Origin of the sequence: Pseudomonas sp. PB101 (assembly GCF_009764265.1) — a bacterium.
Lineage (GTDB): Bacteria > Pseudomonadota > Gammaproteobacteria > Pseudomonadales > Pseudomonadaceae > Aquipseudomonas.
Window position 1 is genome coordinate 64,167 of sequence record NZ_RWIR01000087.1, and the last position, 20,041, is coordinate 84,207.

Sequence of the window (20,041 nt, forward strand, 5' to 3'; positions counted from 1 at the left end):
ATATTCTGAGAAAACCAGCCGAAATAACGCAAAAACCGCCCAAACAAGGGCGGTTCTGCTTCTCATTTAGACTTCGTTAAGCTGTACGTTGAGCAGCTTTGCGATTGCTTCTCCATACGCCGGATCAGCCTTGAAGAAATGCTGCAACTGACGGTCAACCACATCACTCGATACACCCGCCATCGCACCGGCGATGTTGCTGACCAGCAATGATTTCTGCTGGTCGGACATCAGGCGGAACAATGCACCGGCGTGACTGTAGTAGTCGGTATCCTCGCGGTGATCGTAACGATCGGCCGCACCACTGAGGGCCAACGCAGGCTCTGCGTAACGAGGCGCCTGCTTGGGCGACTCTACGTAGCTGTTTGGCTCGTAGTTCGGCGCCGCACCGCCATTGTTGCCAAAGGCCATCGAACCATCGCGCTGATAAGTGTTGACCGGGCTGCGCGGAGCATTGACTGGCAGTTGTTGATGGTTGGTGCCGACACGGTAGCGGTGTGCGTCCGCATAGGCGAACACACGCCCTTGCAGCATGCGATCCGGCGACAGACCAACGCCTGGCACCATGTTGCTGGGGCCGAACGCCGCTTGCTCGACTTCCGCGAAGTAATTCTGCGGATTGCGATTGAGCTCCAGTTCACCCACTTCAATCAGCGGGAACTCTTTCTGCGACCAGGTCTTGGTTACATCAAAGGGGTTCTCGTAATGCGCAGCCGCCTGAGCCTCGCTCATGATTTGAATGCATACGCGCCATTTCGGGAAATCACCCTGCTCGATGGCATTGAACAGGTCACGCTGGGCGTAATCCGGATCAGTACCCGCCAGGCGTGCAGCCTCGGCAGGAGCCAGGTTCTTGATTCCTTGTTTGGTCTTGTAGTGCCACTTCACCCAGTGACGCTCACCTTGAGCGTTGATGAGGCTGTAAGTGTGGCTACCAAAGCCGTGCATGTGCCGGTATCCGTCAGGGATACCCCGATCAGAGAACAGGATGGTGACCTGGTGAAGCGCCTCGGGCGAATGCGACCAGAAGTCCCACATCATCTGGGCACTCTTCAGGTTGCTTTGCGGCAAGCGCTTCTGGGTGTGGATAAAGTCGGGAAACTTCAGCGGATCACGAATGAAGAACACTGGCGTGTTGTTGCCGACAATGTCCCAGTTGCCTTCCTCGGTATAGAACTTCAGGGCAAACCCGCGCGGATCACGCTCGGTATCGGCCGAACCACGCTCACCACCCACAGTGGAAAACCGCAGGAAAGTGGGAGTTTGCTTGCCGACTGCGTCAAACAGCTTGGCACTGGTGTACTGGGTGATATCGCGCGTCACGGTGAACGTACCGTAGGCACCCGAGCCTTTGGCGTGCACTCGGCGTTCCGGGATGTTTTCACGGTTGAAGTGGGCAAGCTTCTCGATCAGGTGAAAGTCGTCGAGCAGCAGCGGGCCACGAGGGCCGGCGGAGCGGGAATTCTGGTTATCGGCAACAGGAGCGCCGCTGGCGGTGGTAAGCGTTGTGTTCTGGCTCATGCGATCTTCCTTCATCTGTCGGTCTTGAACTGCCGGCTAATCGGCTGAGAAGGAGTATTGACCATCAATATGACAGCTACAAATTCATTAACTTGCATGAATCGATAGATAAATACTAATGATCGTCCCCATCTCATAATGAAGACACAGACACAGAAGATGCTTGTACAAACAGCGCGTTTCTTACAGGCACAAAAAACCGGGCACTAGGCCCGGTTTTTTGTATTTTGACGTCTTACTCGGCGGATACAGCTTCGCCAGCAGTAGCACGATCAACCAACTCGACGTACGCCATAGGCGCGTTGTCGCCAGCGCGGAAACCGCACTTGAGGATGCGCAGGTAGCCACCCTCACGGGTAGCGTAACGCTTGCCCAGGTCGTTGAAGAGCTTACCAACGATAGCTTTCGAACGAGTACGGTCGAAAGCCAGACGACGGTTAGCAACGCTATCTGTCTTGGCCAGAGTGATCAGCGGCTCGGCAACGCGGCGCAGTTCTTTGGCTTTTGGCAGAGTAGTTTTGATCAGCTCGTGCTCGAACAGCGACACCGCCATGTTTTGGAACATGGCCTTGCGGTGCGAGCTGGTGCGGCTCAGGTGACGACCACTTTTACGATGACGCATGGTTCATTCCTTACCAAACACTACGTTCGGTGATTACGACGATCAGGCAGTCGCCTTGTCGTCCTTCTTAAGACTTGCAGGCGGCCAGTTGTCGAGGCGCATGCCGAGGGACAGACCGCGGGAGGCCAGAACGTCCTTGATTTCAGTCAAGGATTTCTTGCCCAGGTTCGGAGTCTTCAACAGTTCCACTTCGGTACGCTGAATCAGGTCACCGATGTAGTAAATGTTTTCCGCCTTAAGGCAGTTAGCCGAACGTACAGTCAGTTCCAGATCGTCAACCGGGCGAAGCAGGATCGGATCGATCTCGTCTTCCTGCTCGACAACCACTGGCTCACTGTCACCCTTGAGGTCGACGAACGCAGCCAACTGCTGTTGCAGGATGGTTGCAGCGCGGCGAATTGCCTCTTCAGGATCCAGAGTACCGTTGGTTTCCAGATCAATAACCAGCTTGTCCAGGTTAGTACGCTGCTCGACACGGGCGTTTTCCACCACGTATGCGATACGGCGAACCGGGCTGAACGAAGAGTCAAGCTGCAAGCGACCGATGCTGCGGCTTTCGTCTTCATCGCTCTGACGCGAGTCTGCCGGTTCATAACCACGACCACGAGCTACTACGAGCTTCATGTTCAGGGCGCCGTTAGACGCCAGGTTAGCGATTACGTGATCGGGATTAACGATCTCGACATCATGATCCAGCTGAATATCGGCAGCGGTAACCACCCCCGAACCCTTCTTCGACAAGGTCAGCGTAACTTCGTCACGACCGTGCAGCTTGATAGCCAGACCTTTAAGGTTCAACAGGATTTCAATTACGTCTTCCTGTACACCTTCGATGGCGCTGTACTCGTGGAGCACACCGTCAATCTCGGCCTCGACTACTGCACAGCCGGGCATTGAGGACAACAGGATGCGGCGCAGCGCGTTGCCCAGGGTATGGCCGAAACCACGCTCGAGAGGCTCGAGAGTGATCTTGGCGCGGGTTGGACTGACAACCTGCACATCAATGTGGCGGGGTGTCAGGAACTCATTTACCGAAATCTGCATGGATGCACCTATTTTCTAGCCCTTACTTGGAGTAGAGCTCGACAATCAGGCTTTCGTTGATGTCGGCGGACAGATCACTGCGAGCTGGAACGTTCTTGAAAACGCCCGACTTCTTCTCAGTGTCTACTTCTACCCATTCTACGCGGCCACGTTGGGCACACAGATCGAGAGCTTGGACAATGCGAAGTTGATTTTTTGCTTTCTCGCGAACAGCGACCACGTCACCAGCACGAACCTGGTAGGACGGAACGTTAACGGTCTGACCGTTTACGCTGATCGACTTGTGCGATACCAGCTGACGGGATTCGGCACGAGTCGAACCAAAGCCCATACGGTATACAACGTTGTCCAGACGGCATTCGAGCAGTTGCAGCAGGTTTTCACCGGTTGCACCTTTCTTGCCAGCAGCTTCTTTGTAGTAGCCGCTGAATTGACGCTCGAGAACGCCGTAGATACGACGGACCTTCTGCTTTTCACGCAGTTGGGTGCCGTAGTCGGACTGGCGACCGCGGCGTTGGCCGTGGATACCAGGTGCTGCTTCAATGTTGCACTTCGATTCGATCGCGCGCACGCCGCTCTTCAGGAAGAGATCGGTGCCTTCGCGACGAGCGAGTTTGCATTTTGGACCAATGTAACGAGCCATTCTTTACAATCTCCTGGATTACACGCGGCGCTTCTTCGGCGGACGGCACCCGTTGTGCGGGATTGGCGTCACGTCGGTGATGCTGGCGATCTTGTAGCCACAGCCGTTCAAAGCGCGGACTGCGGATTCACGACCTGGACCTGGACCTTTGACATTGACGTCGAGGTTTTTCAGGCCGTATTCCAGCGCAGCTTGACCAGCACGTTCAGCAGCTACTTGAGCAGCAAACGGGGTGGACTTGCGGGAACCGCGGAAACCCGAACCACCGGAGGTAGCCCAGGAAAGAGCGTTACCTTGACGGTCGGTGATGGTCACGATGGTGTTGTTAAAAGATGCATGGATGTGGGCGATGCCATCAACCACTGTCTTTTTAACTTTTTTACGAGGACGAGCAGCAGGTTTTGCCATGATTAAATTCCTGTCGATTCGCTGGGGCGATTACTTGCGGATCGGCTTACGCGGACCTTTACGGGTACGCGCGTTGGTCTTGGTACGCTGACCGCGTACTGGAAGACCGCGACGATGACGCAGACCGCGATAGCAACCGAGGTCCATCAAGCGCTTGATTTTCATGTTGATTTCGCGACGCAGGTCACCTTCAGTGGTGAACTTCGCCACTTCGCCACGCAGCTGTTCAATCTGCTCGTCGCTCAGATCTTTGATCTTTGCTGCTGGGTTTACCCCAGTCTCTGCACAAATTTTCTGTGCAGTAGTGCGACCAACACCATAGATGTAGGTCAGCGAGATAACAGTATGCTTGTTATCTGGAATGTTGACGCCTGCAATACGGGCCATTCAGTGGGACTCCAATTGACAGCTACCTACGCCCCGGAAGCCAAGAAATAGGGCGCGAGATAATATCGCTGTAATAACAAATAATCAACCCGGCAGCGCACTAGCTGCCGGGCTTGAAGCACAATCACACTCAGCCTTGGCGCTGTTTGTGACGCGGTTCCGCGCTGCAAATTACTCGAACAACACCTTCGCGGCGAATAATCTTGCAGTTACGGCACAGCTTTTTCACCGATGCACGAACTTTCATCACCAACTCCTCGAACCTTATGGGTCAGCGCAGCATGCCGCTGCCGTAACCCTTCAGGTTGGCTTTCTTCATCAGGGATTCGTACTGGTGCGAAACGAGGTGCGATTGTACTTGGGACATGAAGTCCATCACAACCACGACGACGATCAGCAACGAGGTCCCGCCAAGGTAGAACGGTACGTTGGCTGCAACCACCAGGAACTGGGGCAACAGGCAGACGGCCGTCATGTAAAGAGCACCGAACATGGTCAAGCGAGTCAGAACGCCATCAATGTAGCGCGCAGACTGCTCACCTGGACGGATGCCCGGAATAAAGGCACCGGACTTCTTCAGGTTTTCCGCTACGTCTTTCGGATTGAACATCAACGCCGTATAGAAGAAGCAGAAGAAAATAATCCCTGCACTAAACAGCAGAATATTCAACGGCTGACCAGGAGCGATCGACTGCGAGATGTCCTGCAACCAGCCCATACCTTCAGACTGACCGAACCAGGCACCCAACGAAGCCGGGAACAGCAAAATGCTGCTCGCGAAAATAGCCGGAATAACACCGGCCATGTTCACCTTCAGCGGCAAGTGGCTAGTCTGCGCAGCGAAGACCTTGCGGCCCTGCTGACGCTTGGCGTAGTGAACAGCAATACGACGCTGACCACGCTCAATGAACACCACGAAACCGATAATCGCTACTGCCAGCAAACCGATGGCAACCAGGGCGAAGATGTTGATATCACCCTGACGTGCAGACTCGAAAGACTGCCCGATCGCTCTCGGAAGACCGGCGACGATACCCGAAAAAATCAACATCGAGATACCGTTGCCAACACCACGCTCAGTAATCTGCTCACCCAGCCACATCATGAACATCGCACCAGCCACAAAAGTGGATACCGCGACGAAATGGAAGCCAAAGTCACCAGTGAACGCAACGCCCTGCCCCGCCAGACCAATGGACATGCCAATAGCCTGAACGAGAGCGAGGACGACAGTGCCGTAGCGGGTGTACTGGCTGATCTTGCGACGGCCAGCTTCACCTTCCTTCTTCAACTGCTCCAGCTGCGGGCTGACGGCTGTCATCAGTTGCATGATGATCGATGCCGAGATGTACGGCATGATCCCCAGTGCAAAGATGCTCATCCGTTCCAGCGCGCCGCCGGAAAACATGTTGAACAAGCTAAGAATGGTCCCCTCATTCTGTCGAAACAGGTCCGCGAGTCGGTCCGGGTTGATACCTGGAACCGGGATGTGTGCGCCTATTCGGTAGACGATAATCGCCAGGAACAGAAAACGCAGACGAGCCCAGAGTTCAGACATACCGCCTTTGCCGAGCGCAGAGAGAGCACCTTGCTTAGCCATTTATTCCTCGAACTTGCCGCCAGCTGCTTCGATAGCCGCACGCGCACCTTTGGTGGCGCCGATTCCCTTGCCGATAGTGACAGCGCGAGTCACTTCACCGGACAGCATGATTTTCACACGCTGTACGTTGACGTTGATCACGTTGGCATCTTTCAGGGACTGCACGGTGACGATGTCGCCTTCCACTTTAGCCAGCTCGGACAGACGCACTTCTGCGCGGTCCATGGCCTTCAGGGAAACGAAACCGAACTTCGGCAGGCGACGATGCAGCGGCTGTTGACCGCCTTCAAAGCCTGGAGCAATGGTGCCACCGGAGCGGGAGGTCTGACCTTTGTGGCCACGGCCACCAGTCTTACCCAAACCGCTACCGATACCACGGCCCGGACGATGCTTTTCGCGACGGGAACCCGGCGCTGGACTCAGATCATTGAGTTTCATCGATTAACCCTCGACACGCAGCATGTAGTAAGCCTTGTTGATCATCCCGCGATTCTCGGGAGTATCCTGGACTTCTACAGTGTGACCGATGCGACGCAGACCCAGACCCTTAACGCACAGTTTGTGGTTAGGGATGCGGCCGGTCATGCTTTTGATCAGCGTTACTTTAACGGTAGCCATGATCAGAAGATCTCCTTGACGCTTTTGCCACGCTTGGCGGCAATGGATTCAGGAGACTGCATTGCTTTCAAACCCTTGAAAGTGGCGTGAACCACGTTTACCGGGTTAGTCGAGCCGTAGCACTTGGCCAGAACGTTCTGAACGCCAGCAACTTCGAGGACAGCACGCATAGCGCCGCCAGCGATGATACCGGTACCTTCAGAAGCAGGCTGCATGTACACCTTCGAAGCGCCGTGAGCGGACTTCATTGCGTACTGCAGAGTGGTGCCGTTCAGATCAACCTGGATCATGTTGCGGCGAGCAGCTTCCATTGCCTTCTGGATCGCAGCAGGCACTTCACGCGACTTGCCACGGCCGAAGCCAACACGGCCCTTACCATCACCAACCACGGTCAACGCGGTGAAAGTGAAGATACGGCCGCCTTTAACGGTTTTGGCTACGCGGTTAACTTGAACCAGCTTCTCGATGTAGCCTTCGTCGCGCTTTTGGTCGTTATTTGACATAACTTAGAACTCCAGCCCAGCTTCACGAGCAGCATCAGCCAGCGCTTTAACGCGGCCGTGGTACTTGAAGCCAGAGCGGTCGAAAGCCACTTGCGAGACGCCAGCGGCCTTAGCACGCGTAGCGACCAGCTGGCCAACCTTAGTGGCCGCGTCGATGTTGCCGGTGGCACCATCACGCAGTTCTTTATCCAAAGTCGAGGCGCTTGCCAGGACTTTGTTGCCGTCGGCCGAAATGACCTGGGCGTAGATGTGCTGCGAAGAGCGGAACACGCAGAGACGCACGACTTCGAGTTCGTGCATTTTCAGGCGTGCTTTGCGAGCGCGACGCAGTCGAGTAACTTTTTTGTCGGTCATTTGCTATGCCCTACTTCTTCTTGGCTTCTTTACGACGGACGACTTCGTCCGCGTAGCGCACACCTTTGCCTTTGTACGGCTCTGGTGGACGGAAGTCGCGGATCTCGGCGGCCACTTGACCTACCAGCTGCTTGTCGATGCCCTTGATCAGGATATCGGTCTGGCTAGGAGTCTCAGCGGTGATGCCTTCCGGCAGTTCATAATCCACTGGGTGCGAGAAGCCAAGAGCCAGGTTCAGCACTGTGCCTTTTGCTTGCGCTTTGTAACCAACACCGACCAGCTGGAGCTTGCGCTCGAAGCCTTGGCTTACGCCTTGGACCATGTTGTTTACCAACGCACGAGTGGTACCAGCCATTGCGCGAGTCTGTTGATCGCCATTGCGAGCAGCGAAACGCAGCTCACCAGCTTCTTCAACGATCTCAACGGACGAATGGATGTTCAGTTCGAGAGTGCCCTTGGCACCCTTCACCGAAAGCTGTTGGCCTGCGAATTTTACTTCGACACCGGCTGGCAGCTTAACGGGGTTCTTAGCGACGCGAGACATGCTTATCCCCCCTTAGAACACAGTGCAAAGAACTTCGCCGCCGACACCGGCAGCGCGCGCAGCACGATCAGTCATCACACCCTTGTTGGTGGAGACGATAGACACACCGAGACCGCCACGAACTTTTGGCAGATCATCGACGGACTTGTACTGACGCAGGCCTGGACGGCTAACGCGCTTCACTTCTTCGATAACCGGACGGCCTTCGAAGTACTTCAGCTCGATGGACAGCAGTGGTTTGATTTCGCTGCTGATCTGATAACCCGCAATGTAACCTTCGTCCTTCAGGACTTTGGCAACAGCTACCTTCAACGTGGAAGATGGCATGCTTACGACGGACTTTTCAGCCATCTGGGCATTACGGATACGAGTTAGCATGTCCGCTAACGGGTCCTGCATACTCATGGGCTAGACGCTCCTAATACAAAAAAATTAGCCTTGCGGCTATTACGTGTCGCCGAGAATCTCCGGGCATGAAAAACACGGGCTCAGGCGAGCCGGGTATTCTAGACACACCGCAGAAATGAATCAAGCCCCAAAAGGGGCTTGATCCAGATTCAAGGCCACCGGTGGTCAGGATCTTGCGATCCTGGACACCGAGACTTTGACAGTACTTACCAGCTGGCTTTAACCAGACCCGGTACGTCACCACGCATGGCAGCTTCACGCAGCTTGTTACGGCCGAGGCCGAACTTGCGGTAAACACCGTGTGGACGACCGGTCAGGCGGCAGCGGTTACGCATGCGCGAAGCGCTTGCGTCACGTGGCTGCTTCTGCAGGGCTACTGTAGCTTCCCAACGCGCTTCTGGACTTGCGTTCAGATCAACGATGATAGCTTTCAGTGCTGCACGCTTCTTGGCGTACTTGGCAACCGTGAGCTGACGCTTCAGCTCGCGGTTTTTCATGCTCATCTTGGCCATAGTCCTACTCCAATCAGTTGCGGAACGGGAATTTGAACGCACGCAGCAGAGCGCGGCCTTCATCATCGTTCTTGGCAGTGGTGGTCAGGGTGATGTCCAGACCGCGGAGAGCATCGATCTTGTCGTAGTCGATTTCCGGGAAGATGATCTGCTCTTTCACGCCCATGCTGTAGTTGCCACGACCATCGAAGGACTTGGCATTCAGGCCGCGGAAGTCGCGAACCCGAGGCAGGGAGATCGACAGCAGACGATCCAGGAACTCGTACATACGCTCACGGCGCAGGGTCACTTTGACGCCGATCGGCCAACCTTCACGGACTTTAAAGCCAGCGATGGATTTGCGAGCGTAGGTCACAACGACTTTCTGGCCGGTGATCTTTTCCAGGTCAGCAACAGCGTGCTCGATGACTTTTTTGTCGCCGATCGCTTCGCCCAGACCCATGTTCAGGGTGATTTTGGTAACGCGCGGAACTTCCATCACGTTCGAAAGCTTAAGTTCTTCCTTAAGTTTCGGAGCAATTTCCTTCCGGTAAATCTCTTTTAGTCGTGCCATGGTCTCATCTACCTAGCAGTGTTCAAGCATCAACCGCTTTTTGGGTCGACTTGAAGACACGAATTTTCTTGCCGTCTTCTACTTTGAAACCAACGCGGTCAGCCTTGTTGGTTTCGCCGTTGAAAATGGCGACGTTAGAAGCATCCAGTGGAGCTTCTTTTTCGACGATACCGCCCTGCACGCCCGACATCGGGTTAGGCTTGGTATGACGCTTGACCAGGTTCAGACCACCAATAACCAGACGGTTGTTAGCGAGAACCTTAAGCACCTTACCGCGCTTACCTTTGTCTTTGCCGGCGATCACGATGATCTCGTCGTCACGACGAATCTTTTGCATGTCGGATCTCCTTACAGCACTTCTGGGGCGAGCGAGACGATCTTCATGAACTTCTCAGTACGAAGTTCACGGGTCACTGGCCCAAAGATACGGGTGCCGATCGGCTCTTGCTTGTTGTTCAACAGAACAGCAGCGTTGCCATCAAAGCGGATAATGGAGCCATCAGCACGACGTACGCCGTGACGAGTGCGGACTACAACAGCAGTCATCACTTGGCCTTTTTTCACTTTACCGCGAGGAATTGCTTCCTTCACGGTAACTTTGATGATGTCACCGATACCAGCGTAACGACGATGGGAGCCACCCAGCACCTTGATGCACATAACACGGCGAGCGCCGCTGTTATCGGCCACATCGAGCATGGATTGAGTCTGAATCATATAATTTCTCCGACCCCTAGTCCTTAGACTTCCACAGCGCGTTCGAGAATATCAACCAGCGCCCAAGACTTGGTCTTGGCCAAAGGACGAGTTTCACGAATAGTGACTTTGTCGCCGATGTGGCACTGGTTGGTTTCGTCGTGCGCGTGCAGCTTAGTCGAACGCTTAACATATTTACCGTAGATCGGGTGCTTAACGCGACGCTCGATCAGAACGGTGATGGTTTTGTCCATCTTGTCGCTGACAACACGGCCAGTCAGCGTACGGACAGTTTTTTCGGCTTCAGCCATGATTACTTACCTGCCTGCTGGTTGAGCACAGTCTTCACGCGAGCGATGTCACGCTTAACTTGCGAGAGCAGATGAGACTGCCCCAACTGGCCAGTTGCTTTCTGCATGCGCAGATTGAACTGGTCGCGCAGCAGGCCGAGCAGTTGCTCGTTCAGCTGCTGTGCGGATTTTTCACGAAGTTCATTCGCTTTCATCACATCACCGTCCGTTTAACAAAGGAGGTGGCGAGCGGCAGCTTTGCAGCAGCCAGGGCGAAAGCCTCACGCGCCAGCTCTTCAGAAACACCCTCGATTTCATACAGGACTTTGCCTGGCTGAATCTGGGCAACCCAGTATTCCACGTTACCCTTACCTTTACCCATCCGAACCTCGAGAGGTTTTTTGGAGATCGGCTTGTCCGGGAATACACGGATCCAGATCTTGCCGCCACGTTTTACGTGACGGGTCAGAGCACGACGTGCTGACTCGATCTGACGAGCGGTGAGACGACCACGAGCAACAGACTTCAGCGCGAACTCGCCGAAGCTGACTTTGCTACCGCGCAATGCCAGGCCACGGTTGTGACCAGTCATTTGCTTGCGGAACTTCGTACGCTTTGGTTGCAACATTTGGCGTACCCCTTACTTAGCAGCTTTTTTACGAGGCGCTGGTGCTTGTGGTTTCAGTTCTTCTTGGCGACCACCAATTACTTCGCCTTTGAAGATCCAAACCTTTACACCGATCACACCGTAAGTGGTGTGAGCTTCGTAGTTGGCATAGTCGATGTCGGCACGCAGGGTGTGCAATGGCACACGACCTTCGCGATACCATTCAGTACGTGCGATTTCAGCACCGCCGAGACGACCGCTCACTTGGATTTTGATGCCTTTGGCACCAATGCGCATGGCGTTCTGTACAGCGCGCTTCATAGCGCGACGGAACATTACGCGACGCTCCAGCTGCTGAGCTACGCTCTGCGCAACCAGCATACCGTCGAGTTCCGGCTTGCGGATCTCTTCGATATTGATGTGCACAGGCACACCCATTTGCTTGGTCAGGTCCTGACGCAGTTTCTCAACATCTTCACCTTTCTTCCCGATAACGATACCTGGACGAGCGGTGTGGATGGTGATGCGTGCAGTTTGGGCCGGACGATGGATATCGATACGGCTTACGGACGCGCTTTTTAGTTTGTCTTGGAGGTACTCACGCACATTCAGATCTGCGAGCAAATAGTCCGCATAAGTCCGACCGTCTGCGTACCAGACGGAGGTGTGCTCCTTGACGATTCCCAGGCGAATGCCAATGGGATGTACTTTCTGACCCATCTCTTCGACTCCGTTACTTGTCAGCAACCTTGACAGTGATATGGCAAGACCGCTTGACGATGCGATCAGCACGGCCTTTGGCACGTGGCATGATGCGCTTCAGCGAACGCCCTTCGTTGACGAAAACAGTGCTGACCTTCAGGTCATCAACGTCTGCGCCTTCGTTATGCTCGGCGTTGGCTACGGCCGACTCCAGCACTTTCTTCATGATCTCGGCGGCTTTCTTACTGCTGAAAGCCAACAGGTTGAGCGCTTCGCCCACCTTCTTCCCGCGGATCTGGTCGGCGACCAAGCGGGCTTTCTGGGCGGAGATTCGAGCGCCCGACAACTTAGCGGCTACTTCCATTTCCTAACCCCTTAACGCTTGGCTTTCTTGTCTGCCACGTGCCCGCGATAAGTGCGGGTACCGGCGAACTCGCCCAGTTTGTGGCCGACCATGTCTTCGTTCACGAGAACTGGGACGTGCTGACGACCGTTGTGTACTGCGATGGTCAAACCGACCATTTGTGGCAGGATCATCGAACGGCGCGACCAGGTTTTCACTGGTTTGCGATCGTTCTTTTCCGCCGCCACTTCGATCTTCTTCAGTAGGTGAAGATCGATAAAAGGACCTTTTTTCAGAGAACGTGGCACTGTCGTATCCCTCTATTTACTTGCGACGACGGACGATCATTTTGTCGGTACGCTTATTACCACGAGTCTTCGCGCCCTTAGTCGGGAAGCCCCATGGCGATACCGGATGACGACCACCAGAGGTACGACCTTCACCACCACCATGTGGGTGGTCAACCGGGTTCATGGCAACACCACGAACGGTTGGGCGAACGCCACGCCAGCGTTTGGCACCAGCTTTACCCAGCGAACGCAGGCTGTGCTCGGAGTTCGAGACTTCGCCCAGGGTCGCACGGCATTCAGCCAGGACTTTACGCATTTCACCGGAACGCAGACGCAGGGTAACGTACACACCTTCACGAGCGATCAGCTGAGCCGAAGCACCAGCGGAACGAGCGATCTGTGCGCCTTTACCTGGCTTCAGTTCGATGCCGTGTACGGTAGAACCGACTGGAATGTTGCGCAGTTGCAGAGCGTTGCCTGGCTTGATTGGAGCCAGAGCGCCTGCGATCAGCTGGTCGCCAGCACTCACGCCTTTAGGGGCGATGATGTAGCGGCGCTCGCCGTCTGCGTAGCAGAGCAGTGCGATGTGAGCAGTACGGTTTGGATCGTATTCGATACGCTCGACAGTGGCGACGATGCCATCTTTGTCGTTGCGACGGAAATCGACCATACGGTAATGCTGCTTATGACCACCACCGATGTGACGAGTGGTAATACGGCCATTGTTGTTACGACCACCAGTCTTCGACTTCTTCTCGAGCAGCGGTGCGTGAGGAGCGCCTTTATGCAGCTCCTGGTTGACCACCTTGACCACAAAACGGCGGCCAGGGGAAGTCGGTTTGCATTTAACGATTGCCATGATGCACCCCTTCCTTACTCAGCACTGCTGCTGAAATCGAGATCTTGGCCTGGCTGAAGGGAGATAACTGCCTTCTTCCAGTCATTACGCTTGCCCAGACCGCGAGCAGTGCGCTTGCTCTTACCCAGAACGTTCAGGGTAGTGACGCGCTCTACTTTCACGCTGAACAGGCTTTCGACGGCCTTCTTGATTTCCAGCTTGGTTGCATCAGTAGCAACCTTGAAAACGAACTGGCCTTTCTTGTCTGCCAGAACCGTAGCCTTCTCGGAAACGTGCGGGCCAAGCAGAACTTTAAATACGCGTTCCTGGTTCATCCCAGCAGCTCCTCGAATTTCTTCACGGCCGACACGGTGATCAACACCTTGTCGTATGCGATCAGACTAACTGGATCGGAACCTTGCACGTCACGTACATCAACGTGTGGCAGGTTACGAGCAGCCAGGTACAGGTTCTGATCAACAGCGTCGGACACGATCAGAACGTCGGTCAGGCTCATGTTGTTCAGTTTGCCCAGCAGGTCTTTGGTTTTCGGCGTTTCAACGGCGAAATCCTGAACCACGACCAGACGATCAGTACGCACCAGCTCAGCAAGGATGGAACGCATTGCTGCGCGATACATCTTCTTGTTCAGCTTCTGGGAGTGATCCTGAGGACGAGCTGCGAAAGTGGTACCGCCGCCACGCCAGATTGGGCTACGGATAGTACCGGCACGAGCACGGCCAGTACCTTTCTGACGCCATGGGCGCTTGCCGCCACCACGAACGTCGGAACGGGTCTTTTGCTGCTTGGAACCCTGACGGCCGCCGGCCATGTAGGCCACGACTGCTTGGTGAACCAGCGTCTCGTTGAATTCGCCGCCAAATGTCAGTTCGGAAACTTCGATCGCTTGAGCGTCATTTACATTTAATTGCATGTCAGCTTCCCCTTAACCGCGAGCCTTGGCTGCTGGACGTACAACCAAGTTGCCGCCAGTAGCGCCAGGAACAGCGCCCTTGACCAACAACAGATTGCGTTCAGCGTCCACGCGCACTACTTCGAGGGACTGCACGGTCACGCGCTCAGCGCCCATATGACCGGACATTTTTTTGCCCTTGAATACACGACCAGGAGTCTGGCACTGGCCGATAGAGCCTGGAACGCGGTGGGATACGGAGTTACCGTGGGTGTTATCTTGCCCGCGGAAATTCCAACGCTTGATCGTACCCTGGAAGCCTTTACCCTTGGACTGACCGGTTACATCAACCAGTTGACCAGCGGCGAAGATTTCAGCGTTGATCAGATCGCCGGCCTGGTACTCGCCTTCTTCAAGGCGGAATTCCATTACGGTACGACCAGCGGCAACGTTCGCTTTAGCGAAGTGGCCAGCCTGAGCTGCTGTTACACGCGAAGCACGACGCTCGCCGACAGTGACTTGCACTGCACGATAGCCATCGGTCTCTTCAGTTTTGAACTGGGTGACGCGATTCGGCTCGATCTCAATGACCGTGACCGGAATGGAGACACCTTCTTCGGTGAAAATACGGGTCATACCGCATTTACGACCGACTACACCAATAGTCATGTTGTAAACCTCATGAGTGTACGGGGCTTTCACCCGCTATGGCCGCCCATTTCAGAGCGTTACACGACTAAGACCGAGTCTTAGCCGAGGCTGATCTGCACTTCCACACCGGCCGCAAGATCAAGCTTCATAAGAGCATCAACGGTTTTATCCGTTGGTTGGACGATGTCCAGAACGCGCTTATGAGTACGGATCTCGTACTGGTCACGCGCGTCTTTGTTGACGTGCGGGGAGACCAGAACGGTGAACCGCTCTTTACGGGTAGGCAGTGGAATTGGACCACGCACTTGAGCACCAGTACGTTTCGCGGTTTCCACGATTTCCTGGGTTGATTGGTCGATCAGGCGATGGTCGAAAGCCTTCAACCTGATACGGATTTGCTGATTTTGCATTGGATTTCAGACTCCGGCTGCTATTCCCACCGGGCGCAATACGCCCGTTAAAAGGAGGCGCAATTCTATAGACGCCCCAGATGGGTGTCAACCCAATAAAAAAGCCCCCGCTGAGCGGGGGCCTTTCAAAGCATCGAAGCTATCTCAAAAGAGATGCTTACTCGATGATTTTAGCTACGACGCCAGCGCCGACGGTACGACCGCCTTCACGGATAGCGAAACGCAGGCCGTCTTCCATTGCGATGGTCTTGATCAGGGTAACTTCCATTTGGATGTTATCACCTGGCATTACCATTTCAACGCCTTCTGGCAGCTGGCAGTTACCAGTCACGTCAGTAGTACGGAAGTAGAACTGTGGACGGTAGCCTTTGAAGAACGGAGTGTGACGGCCGCCTTCTTCCTTGCTCAGAACGTAAACTTCTGCGGTGAACTTGGTGTGCGGCTTAACCGAACCCGGCTTAACCAGAACCTGGCCACGCTCAACGTCGTCACGCTTGGTACCACGCAGCAGAACGCCGCAGTTCTCGCCAGCACGACCTTCGTCGAGCAGCTTGCGGAACATTTCAACACCGGTGCAGGTGGTGGTGGTGGTGTCACGCAGACCAACGATTTCCAGCGAATCCTGAACGCGAACGATACCGCGCTCGATACGACCAGTCACAACAGTACCACGACCGGAGATCGAGAATACGTCTTCGATTGGCATCAGGAATGGCTTGTCGATAGCGCGCTCTGGTTCTGGGATGTAGCTGTCCAGGGTTTCAACCAGTTTACGAACGGCAGTGGTGCCCATTTCGTTGTCGTCTTTGCCTTCCAGCGCCATACGAGCCGAACCGATGATGATTGGAGTGTCATCGCCCGGGAAGTCGTAGGTGGACAGCAGGTCGCGAACTTCCATCTCGACCAGTTCCAGCAGCTCAGCGTCGTCTACCAGGTCAGCCTTGTTCAGGAAAACCACGATGTACGGAACGCCTACCTGACGGGACAGCAGGATGTGCTCACGGGTTTGTGGCATCGGACCATCAGCGGCCGAGCAAACCAGGATCGCGCCGTCCATCTGGGCAGCACCGGTGATCATGTTCTTCACATAGTCAGCGTGACCTGGGCAGTCAACGTGAGCGTAGTGACGGATCTTCGAGTTGTACTCGACGTGCGCGGTGTTGATGGTGATACCACGAGCTTTTTCTTCTGGAGCGCTGTCGATTTTATCGAAATCAACGATTGCGGAACCGAAAACTTCGGAGCAAACGCGAGTCAGAGCTGCGGTCAGAGTGGTTTTACCGTGGTCAACGTGACCGATGGTGCCAACGTTGACGTGCGGTAGGGAACGATCAAATTTTTCTTTAGCCACGACAATTAACTCCTTGCCTAAAGGACTGAATCAGCCTTGTTTTTTGGTTACAGTTTCGACGATGTGCGACGGAGCTGTATTGTATTTTTTGAATTCCATAGAGTAGCTTGCGCGACCCTGGGACATCGAACGAACGTCAGTTGCATAACCGAACATCTCGCCCAACGGAACTTCAGCACGGATCACCTTACCGGAGACCGTGTCTTCCATACCCAGAATCATGCCGCGACGACGGTTAAGGTCGCCCATCACGTCACCCATATAGTCTTCAGGCGTAACAACCTCTACCGCCATGATCGGCTCGAGCAACTCACCACCGCCCTTCTGGGCCAGTTGCTTGGTCGCCATGGAAGCAGCCACCTTAAACGCCATCTCGTTCGAGTCGACGTCGTGGTAAGAACCATCAAACACGGTAGCCTTCAGGCCGATCAGCGGATAGCCGGCAACTACGCCGTTCTTCATCTGCTCTTCGATACCCTTCTGGATAGCCGGGATGTATTCCTTAGGAACCACACCACCCACTACTTCGTTCACGAATTGCAGACCTTCCTGACCTTCGTCAGCAGGAGCAAAACGGATCCAGCAATGGCCGAACTGGCCACGACCGCCGGACTGGCGAACGAACTTGCCTTCGATTTCGCAATTCTTCGTGATGCGCTCACGATACGAAACCTGAGGCTTACCGATGTTGGCTTCGACGTTGAACTCACGGCGCATCCGGTCAACCAGGATGTCCAGGTGCAACTCGCCCATGCCAGAGATGATCGTTTGACCAGTCTCTTCATCAGTCTTGACGCGGAAAGACGGGTCTTCCTGAGCAAGTTTGCCCAGAGCGATACCCATTTTTTCCTGGTCATCCTTGGTCTTTGGCTCAACGGCAACCGAAATAACCGGCTCCGGGAAGTCCATGCGAACCAGGATGATTGGCTTGTCAGCGTTGCACAAAGTTTCACCAGTGGTGACGTCCTTCATGCCGATCAGGGCCGCGATGTCACCAGCGCGTACTTCCTTGATCTCTTCACGGGCGTTTGCGTGCATTTGCACCATACGACCCACGCGCTCTTTCTTGCCTTTGACCGAGTTGATCACGCCGTCGCCGGAGGCCAACACGCCCGAGTAAACGCGGACGAAGGTCAAGGTACCCACGAATGGGTCGGTAGCGATCTTGAACGCCAGAGCCGAGAACGGCTCGTTGTCGTCTGCATGACGCTCCATCTCTTCTTCCTCGTTATCAGGGTTGGAACCCTTGATAGCAGGAATGTCGACAGGAGCCGGCAGGTAGTCGATAACGGCGTCGAGAACCAGGGGAACACCCTTGTTCTTGAAGGAAGAACCGCAAACAGCCAGAACGATCTCACCAGCGATAGTACGCTGACGCAGAGCGGCCTTGATTTCCTCGATGGTGAGTTCCTCACCCTCAAGGTACTTGTTCATCAGTTCTTCGTTGGCTTCGGCCGCAGCCTCGACCATGTTGTTGCGCCACTCTTCAGCCAGCTCCTGCAGTTCAGCAGGGATAGCTTCACGACGAGGAGTCATGCCTTTGTCAGCATCGTTCCAGTAAACCGCTTCCATGGTCATCAGATCGATCTGACCCTGGAAGTTGTCTTCGGAACCGATAGCCAACTGGATCGGCACCGGAGTGTGACCCAGACGCTGCTTGATCTGAGCGATCACGCGCAGGAAGTTCGCACCGGCACGGTCCATCTTGTTCACGTAAACAATACGTGGAACGCCGTACTTGTTGGCTTGACGCCATACGGTTTCGGACTGAGGCTCAACGCCGGAGGTGCCGCAGAACACAACGACCGCGCCGTCGAGTACACGCAGGGAACGTTCAACTTCAATGGTGAAGTCTACGTGACCCGGGGTATCGATGACGTTGAAGCGGTACTGGTCTTTGTGCTGCTTGGCGGAACCCTGCCAGAAGGCGGTAATGGCAGCAGAAGTAATGGTAATACCACGCTCCTGCTCCTGAACCATCCAGTCGGTGGTCGCAGCGCCGTCATGCACTTCGCCCATCTTGTGGCTTTTGCCAGTGTAAAAAAGGACGCGCTCGGTGGTGGTGGTTTTACCAGCATCCACGTGAGCAACGATACCGATGTTACGGTAGCGATTAATCGGTGTAGTACGAGCCATAAAGCCCTCGCAAAATGAGTGACGCTAGAATTAGAAGCGGTAGTGCGAGAAAGCCTTGTTGGCTTCAGCCATACGGTGCACGTCTTCACGCTTCTTAACTGCAGCACCTTTGCCTTCAGCGGCGTCCAACAGTTCGCCAGCCAAACGCAGAGCCATAGACTTCTCGCCGCGCTTGCGGGCGAAGTCTACCAACCAGCGCATTGCCAGAGCGTTACGGCGGGAAGGACGAACTTCGACCGGAACCTGGTAAGTAGCACCACCAACGCGGCGCGACTTCACTTCGACCAGCGGAGCGATGGCGTCGAGTGCTTTTTCGAAGAGTTCCAGGGGATCGGTGCCGGCCTTACGAGCCTTCACGGTATCCAGGGCACCATAAACGATACGCTCGGCAACGGCTTTCTTGCCGCTTTCCATTACGTGGTTCATGAATTTGGCGAGGATTTGGCTTCCGTATTTCGGATCGTCCAGAATCTCACGCTTGGCTGCTACGCGACGTCTTGGCATTGATAAGCCCTCAAACGGTCTTCAGGTTAGCCCGGGACAGATCCTGTGGATACGTGCCCGACCTTACTCTTATCGACTCAATAAAATGAAAAACTGCAAAACGGCCGATTACTTCGGACGCTTGGTACCGTACTTCGAACGACCCTGGTTACGACCTTTAACACCGGAAGTATCCAACGAACCGCGAACGGTGTGGTAACGAACACCTGGCAAGTCTTTTACACGACCGCCGCGGATCAGTACCACGCTGTGCTCTTGCAGGTTGTGGCCTTCACCGCCGATGTACGAGGAAACCTCGAAACCGTTGGTCAGGCGCACACGGCATACTTTACGCAGTGCCGAGTTAGGTTTTTTCGGCGTGGTGGTGTACACACGGGTGCACACGCCACGGCGTTGCGGGCAGTTCTGCAGCGCAGGCACGTCGGATTTCTCGACGATACGCTTACGCGGCTGACGTACCAGCTGGTTGATAGTTGCCATCTACTAGCTCCACTGTTGTCTTGCGACGCTATTGTCTTGCAAGAAAAGCAAAATGGCAGGAACGAGTTCCCGCCAAATTTAGGGGTACAAGAGTCTAAAGAGGATCTTGTCCC

General features: G+C 54.8%; 33 protein-coding genes. All 33 read right to left on the reverse strand.

Translation table 11 applies throughout. The annotated features are described in order from the left end of the window. Nucleotides 1-66: 66 nt before the first annotated feature. The 33 genes from EI969_RS26445 to rpsL all read right to left on the reverse strand — a co-directional run bounded on the left by EI969_RS26445 (nt 67) and on the right by rpsL (nt 19,928). Nucleotides 67-1,521 carry a catalase gene (locus EI969_RS26445; RefSeq protein ID WP_160390347.1) on the reverse strand — a complete coding sequence of 485 codons (1,455 nt, stop codon included), beginning with the start codon at nt 1,519-1,521 and terminating at the stop codon, nt 67-69. Nucleotides 1,522-1,756: 235 nt separating this feature from the next. Further along, a complete protein-coding gene (gene rplQ / locus EI969_RS26450; RefSeq protein ID WP_007970429.1) occupies nt 1,757-2,143 on the reverse strand; it encodes a 50S ribosomal protein L17 in 387 nt (128 codons plus the stop codon). Between the two features lie 42 nt (nt 2,144-2,185). Next, a complete protein-coding gene (gene rpoA / locus EI969_RS26455) occupies nt 2,186-3,187 on the reverse strand; it encodes a DNA-directed RNA polymerase subunit alpha (protein WP_007970428.1) in 1,002 nt (333 codons plus the stop codon). Between the two features lie 22 nt (nt 3,188-3,209). Further along, nucleotides 3,210-3,830 (reverse strand): 30S ribosomal protein S4, encoded by a 621-nt coding sequence (gene rpsD / locus EI969_RS26460; RefSeq protein ID WP_003176404.1) that lies wholly within the window; start codon nt 3,828-3,830, stop codon nt 3,210-3,212. A gap of 18 nt (nt 3,831-3,848) precedes the next feature. Further along, nucleotides 3,849-4,238 carry a 30S ribosomal protein S11 gene (gene rpsK / locus EI969_RS26465; RefSeq protein ID WP_002555466.1) on the reverse strand — a complete coding sequence of 130 codons (390 nt, stop codon included), beginning with the start codon at nt 4,236-4,238 and terminating at the stop codon, nt 3,849-3,851. Between the two features lie 30 nt (nt 4,239-4,268). Beyond that, complete coding sequence (rpsM, locus tag EI969_RS26470) at nt 4,269-4,625, reverse strand: 30S ribosomal protein S13 (RefSeq protein ID WP_009045849.1); 357 nt, start codon at nt 4,623-4,625, stop codon at nt 4,269-4,271. A 130-nt stretch (nt 4,626-4,755) separates the two neighbouring features. After that, nucleotides 4,756-4,872: a 50S ribosomal protein L36 gene (gene rpmJ, locus EI969_RS26475; protein ID WP_002555468.1), complete on the reverse strand. Its 117-nt coding sequence runs from the start codon at nt 4,870-4,872 to the stop codon at nt 4,756-4,758. A gap of 24 nt (nt 4,873-4,896) precedes the next feature. Further along, complete coding sequence (secY, locus tag EI969_RS26480) at nt 4,897-6,225, reverse strand: preprotein translocase subunit SecY (RefSeq protein ID WP_003228718.1); 1,329 nt, start codon at nt 6,223-6,225, stop codon at nt 4,897-4,899. Further along, the gene (rplO, locus tag EI969_RS26485) at nt 6,226-6,663 is read right to left on the reverse strand and encodes a 50S ribosomal protein L15 (RefSeq protein WP_003228720.1); all 438 of its coding nucleotides are present in this window, start codon (nt 6,661-6,663) and stop codon (nt 6,226-6,228) included. A gap of 3 nt (nt 6,664-6,666) precedes the next feature. Next, on the reverse strand, nt 6,667-6,843 hold the full coding sequence (rpmD, locus tag EI969_RS26490; RefSeq protein WP_003176408.1) for a 50S ribosomal protein L30: 177 nt from the start codon (nt 6,841-6,843) through the stop codon (nt 6,667-6,669). 2 nt (nt 6,844-6,845) lie between these two features. Then, nucleotides 6,846-7,346, reverse strand: coding sequence for a 30S ribosomal protein S5 (rpsE, locus tag EI969_RS26495; RefSeq protein ID WP_003186035.1), 501 nt, complete (start codon nt 7,344-7,346; stop codon nt 6,846-6,848). 3 nt (nt 7,347-7,349) lie between these two features. Further along, on the reverse strand, nt 7,350-7,700 hold the full coding sequence (gene rplR / locus EI969_RS26500; protein ID WP_003186037.1) for a 50S ribosomal protein L18: 351 nt from the start codon (nt 7,698-7,700) through the stop codon (nt 7,350-7,352). A gap of 10 nt (nt 7,701-7,710) precedes the next feature. After that, entirely contained in the window at nt 7,711-8,244 is a 534-nt protein-coding gene (rplF, locus tag EI969_RS26505; protein ID WP_003176412.1) for a 50S ribosomal protein L6, read from the reverse strand. A 12-nt stretch (nt 8,245-8,256) separates the two neighbouring features. Then, nucleotides 8,257-8,649 (reverse strand): 30S ribosomal protein S8, encoded by a 393-nt coding sequence (gene rpsH / locus EI969_RS26510; protein WP_003186040.1) that lies wholly within the window; start codon nt 8,647-8,649, stop codon nt 8,257-8,259. Between the two features lie 209 nt (nt 8,650-8,858). After that, nucleotides 8,859-9,164, reverse strand: coding sequence for a 30S ribosomal protein S14 (rpsN, locus tag EI969_RS26515; protein WP_003176414.1), 306 nt, complete (start codon nt 9,162-9,164; stop codon nt 8,859-8,861). Between the two features lie 13 nt (nt 9,165-9,177). Next, nucleotides 9,178-9,717: a 50S ribosomal protein L5 gene (gene rplE, locus EI969_RS26520; RefSeq protein WP_003210069.1), complete on the reverse strand. Its 540-nt coding sequence runs from the start codon at nt 9,715-9,717 to the stop codon at nt 9,178-9,180. Nucleotides 9,718-9,739: 22 nt separating this feature from the next. After that, nucleotides 9,740-10,054 (reverse strand): 50S ribosomal protein L24, encoded by a 315-nt coding sequence (rplX, locus tag EI969_RS26525; protein WP_003176416.1) that lies wholly within the window; start codon nt 10,052-10,054, stop codon nt 9,740-9,742. 11 nt (nt 10,055-10,065) lie between these two features. Then, a complete protein-coding gene (rplN, locus tag EI969_RS26530; RefSeq protein ID WP_002555479.1) occupies nt 10,066-10,434 on the reverse strand; it encodes a 50S ribosomal protein L14 in 369 nt (122 codons plus the stop codon). A 23-nt stretch (nt 10,435-10,457) separates the two neighbouring features. Continuing rightward, entirely contained in the window at nt 10,458-10,724 is a 267-nt protein-coding gene (gene rpsQ, locus EI969_RS26535; protein WP_003444370.1) for a 30S ribosomal protein S17, read from the reverse strand. Nucleotides 10,725-10,726: 2 nt separating this feature from the next. Next, nucleotides 10,727-10,918 (reverse strand): 50S ribosomal protein L29, encoded by a 192-nt coding sequence (gene rpmC, locus EI969_RS26540; protein ID WP_002555481.1) that lies wholly within the window; start codon nt 10,916-10,918, stop codon nt 10,727-10,729. Next, on the reverse strand, nt 10,918-11,331 hold the full coding sequence (gene rplP, locus EI969_RS26545) for a 50S ribosomal protein L16 (RefSeq protein ID WP_003228729.1): 414 nt from the start codon (nt 11,329-11,331) through the stop codon (nt 10,918-10,920). The genes rpmC and rplP overlap by 1 nt, the downstream gene beginning before the upstream one ends. Before the next feature lie 12 nt (nt 11,332-11,343). Beyond that, on the reverse strand, nt 11,344-12,030 hold the full coding sequence (gene rpsC / locus EI969_RS26550; RefSeq protein WP_007970424.1) for a 30S ribosomal protein S3: 687 nt from the start codon (nt 12,028-12,030) through the stop codon (nt 11,344-11,346). A 13-nt stretch (nt 12,031-12,043) separates the two neighbouring features. Further along, a complete protein-coding gene (rplV, locus tag EI969_RS26555) occupies nt 12,044-12,376 on the reverse strand; it encodes a 50S ribosomal protein L22 (RefSeq protein ID WP_003103908.1) in 333 nt (110 codons plus the stop codon). A gap of 11 nt (nt 12,377-12,387) precedes the next feature. Further along, nucleotides 12,388-12,663, reverse strand: coding sequence for a 30S ribosomal protein S19 (gene rpsS / locus EI969_RS26560; protein WP_002555486.1), 276 nt, complete (start codon nt 12,661-12,663; stop codon nt 12,388-12,390). A 16-nt stretch (nt 12,664-12,679) separates the two neighbouring features. Then, nucleotides 12,680-13,504 carry a 50S ribosomal protein L2 gene (gene rplB / locus EI969_RS26565; protein ID WP_003228734.1) on the reverse strand — a complete coding sequence of 275 codons (825 nt, stop codon included), beginning with the start codon at nt 13,502-13,504 and terminating at the stop codon, nt 12,680-12,682. Between the two features lie 14 nt (nt 13,505-13,518). Next, on the reverse strand, nt 13,519-13,818 hold the full coding sequence (gene rplW / locus EI969_RS26570; RefSeq protein WP_002555488.1) for a 50S ribosomal protein L23: 300 nt from the start codon (nt 13,816-13,818) through the stop codon (nt 13,519-13,521). Next, a complete protein-coding gene (gene rplD, locus EI969_RS26575) occupies nt 13,815-14,417 on the reverse strand; it encodes a 50S ribosomal protein L4 (protein ID WP_003228735.1) in 603 nt (200 codons plus the stop codon). Before rplD ends, rplW begins: the two co-directional genes overlap by 4 nt. Before the next feature lie 12 nt (nt 14,418-14,429). Beyond that, complete coding sequence (gene rplC / locus EI969_RS26580; protein WP_003186059.1) at nt 14,430-15,065, reverse strand: 50S ribosomal protein L3; 636 nt, start codon at nt 15,063-15,065, stop codon at nt 14,430-14,432. A gap of 80 nt (nt 15,066-15,145) precedes the next feature. Next, on the reverse strand, nt 15,146-15,457 hold the full coding sequence (rpsJ, locus tag EI969_RS26585) for a 30S ribosomal protein S10 (protein WP_003186070.1): 312 nt from the start codon (nt 15,455-15,457) through the stop codon (nt 15,146-15,148). A gap of 157 nt (nt 15,458-15,614) precedes the next feature. Further along, nucleotides 15,615-16,808 carry an elongation factor Tu gene (gene tuf, locus EI969_RS26590; protein ID WP_150716055.1) on the reverse strand — a complete coding sequence of 398 codons (1,194 nt, stop codon included), beginning with the start codon at nt 16,806-16,808 and terminating at the stop codon, nt 15,615-15,617. Between the two features lie 30 nt (nt 16,809-16,838). Next, on the reverse strand, nt 16,839-18,944 hold the full coding sequence (gene fusA, locus EI969_RS26595; protein WP_160390348.1) for an elongation factor G: 2,106 nt from the start codon (nt 18,942-18,944) through the stop codon (nt 16,839-16,841). Between the two features lie 30 nt (nt 18,945-18,974). After that, nucleotides 18,975-19,448: a 30S ribosomal protein S7 gene (gene rpsG, locus EI969_RS26600; protein ID WP_007970418.1), complete on the reverse strand. Its 474-nt coding sequence runs from the start codon at nt 19,446-19,448 to the stop codon at nt 18,975-18,977. 108 nt (nt 19,449-19,556) lie between these two features. Beyond that, nucleotides 19,557-19,928, reverse strand: coding sequence for a 30S ribosomal protein S12 (gene rpsL / locus EI969_RS26605; protein ID WP_003186084.1), 372 nt, complete (start codon nt 19,926-19,928; stop codon nt 19,557-19,559). Between the last annotated feature and the right edge of the window lie 113 nt (nt 19,929-20,041).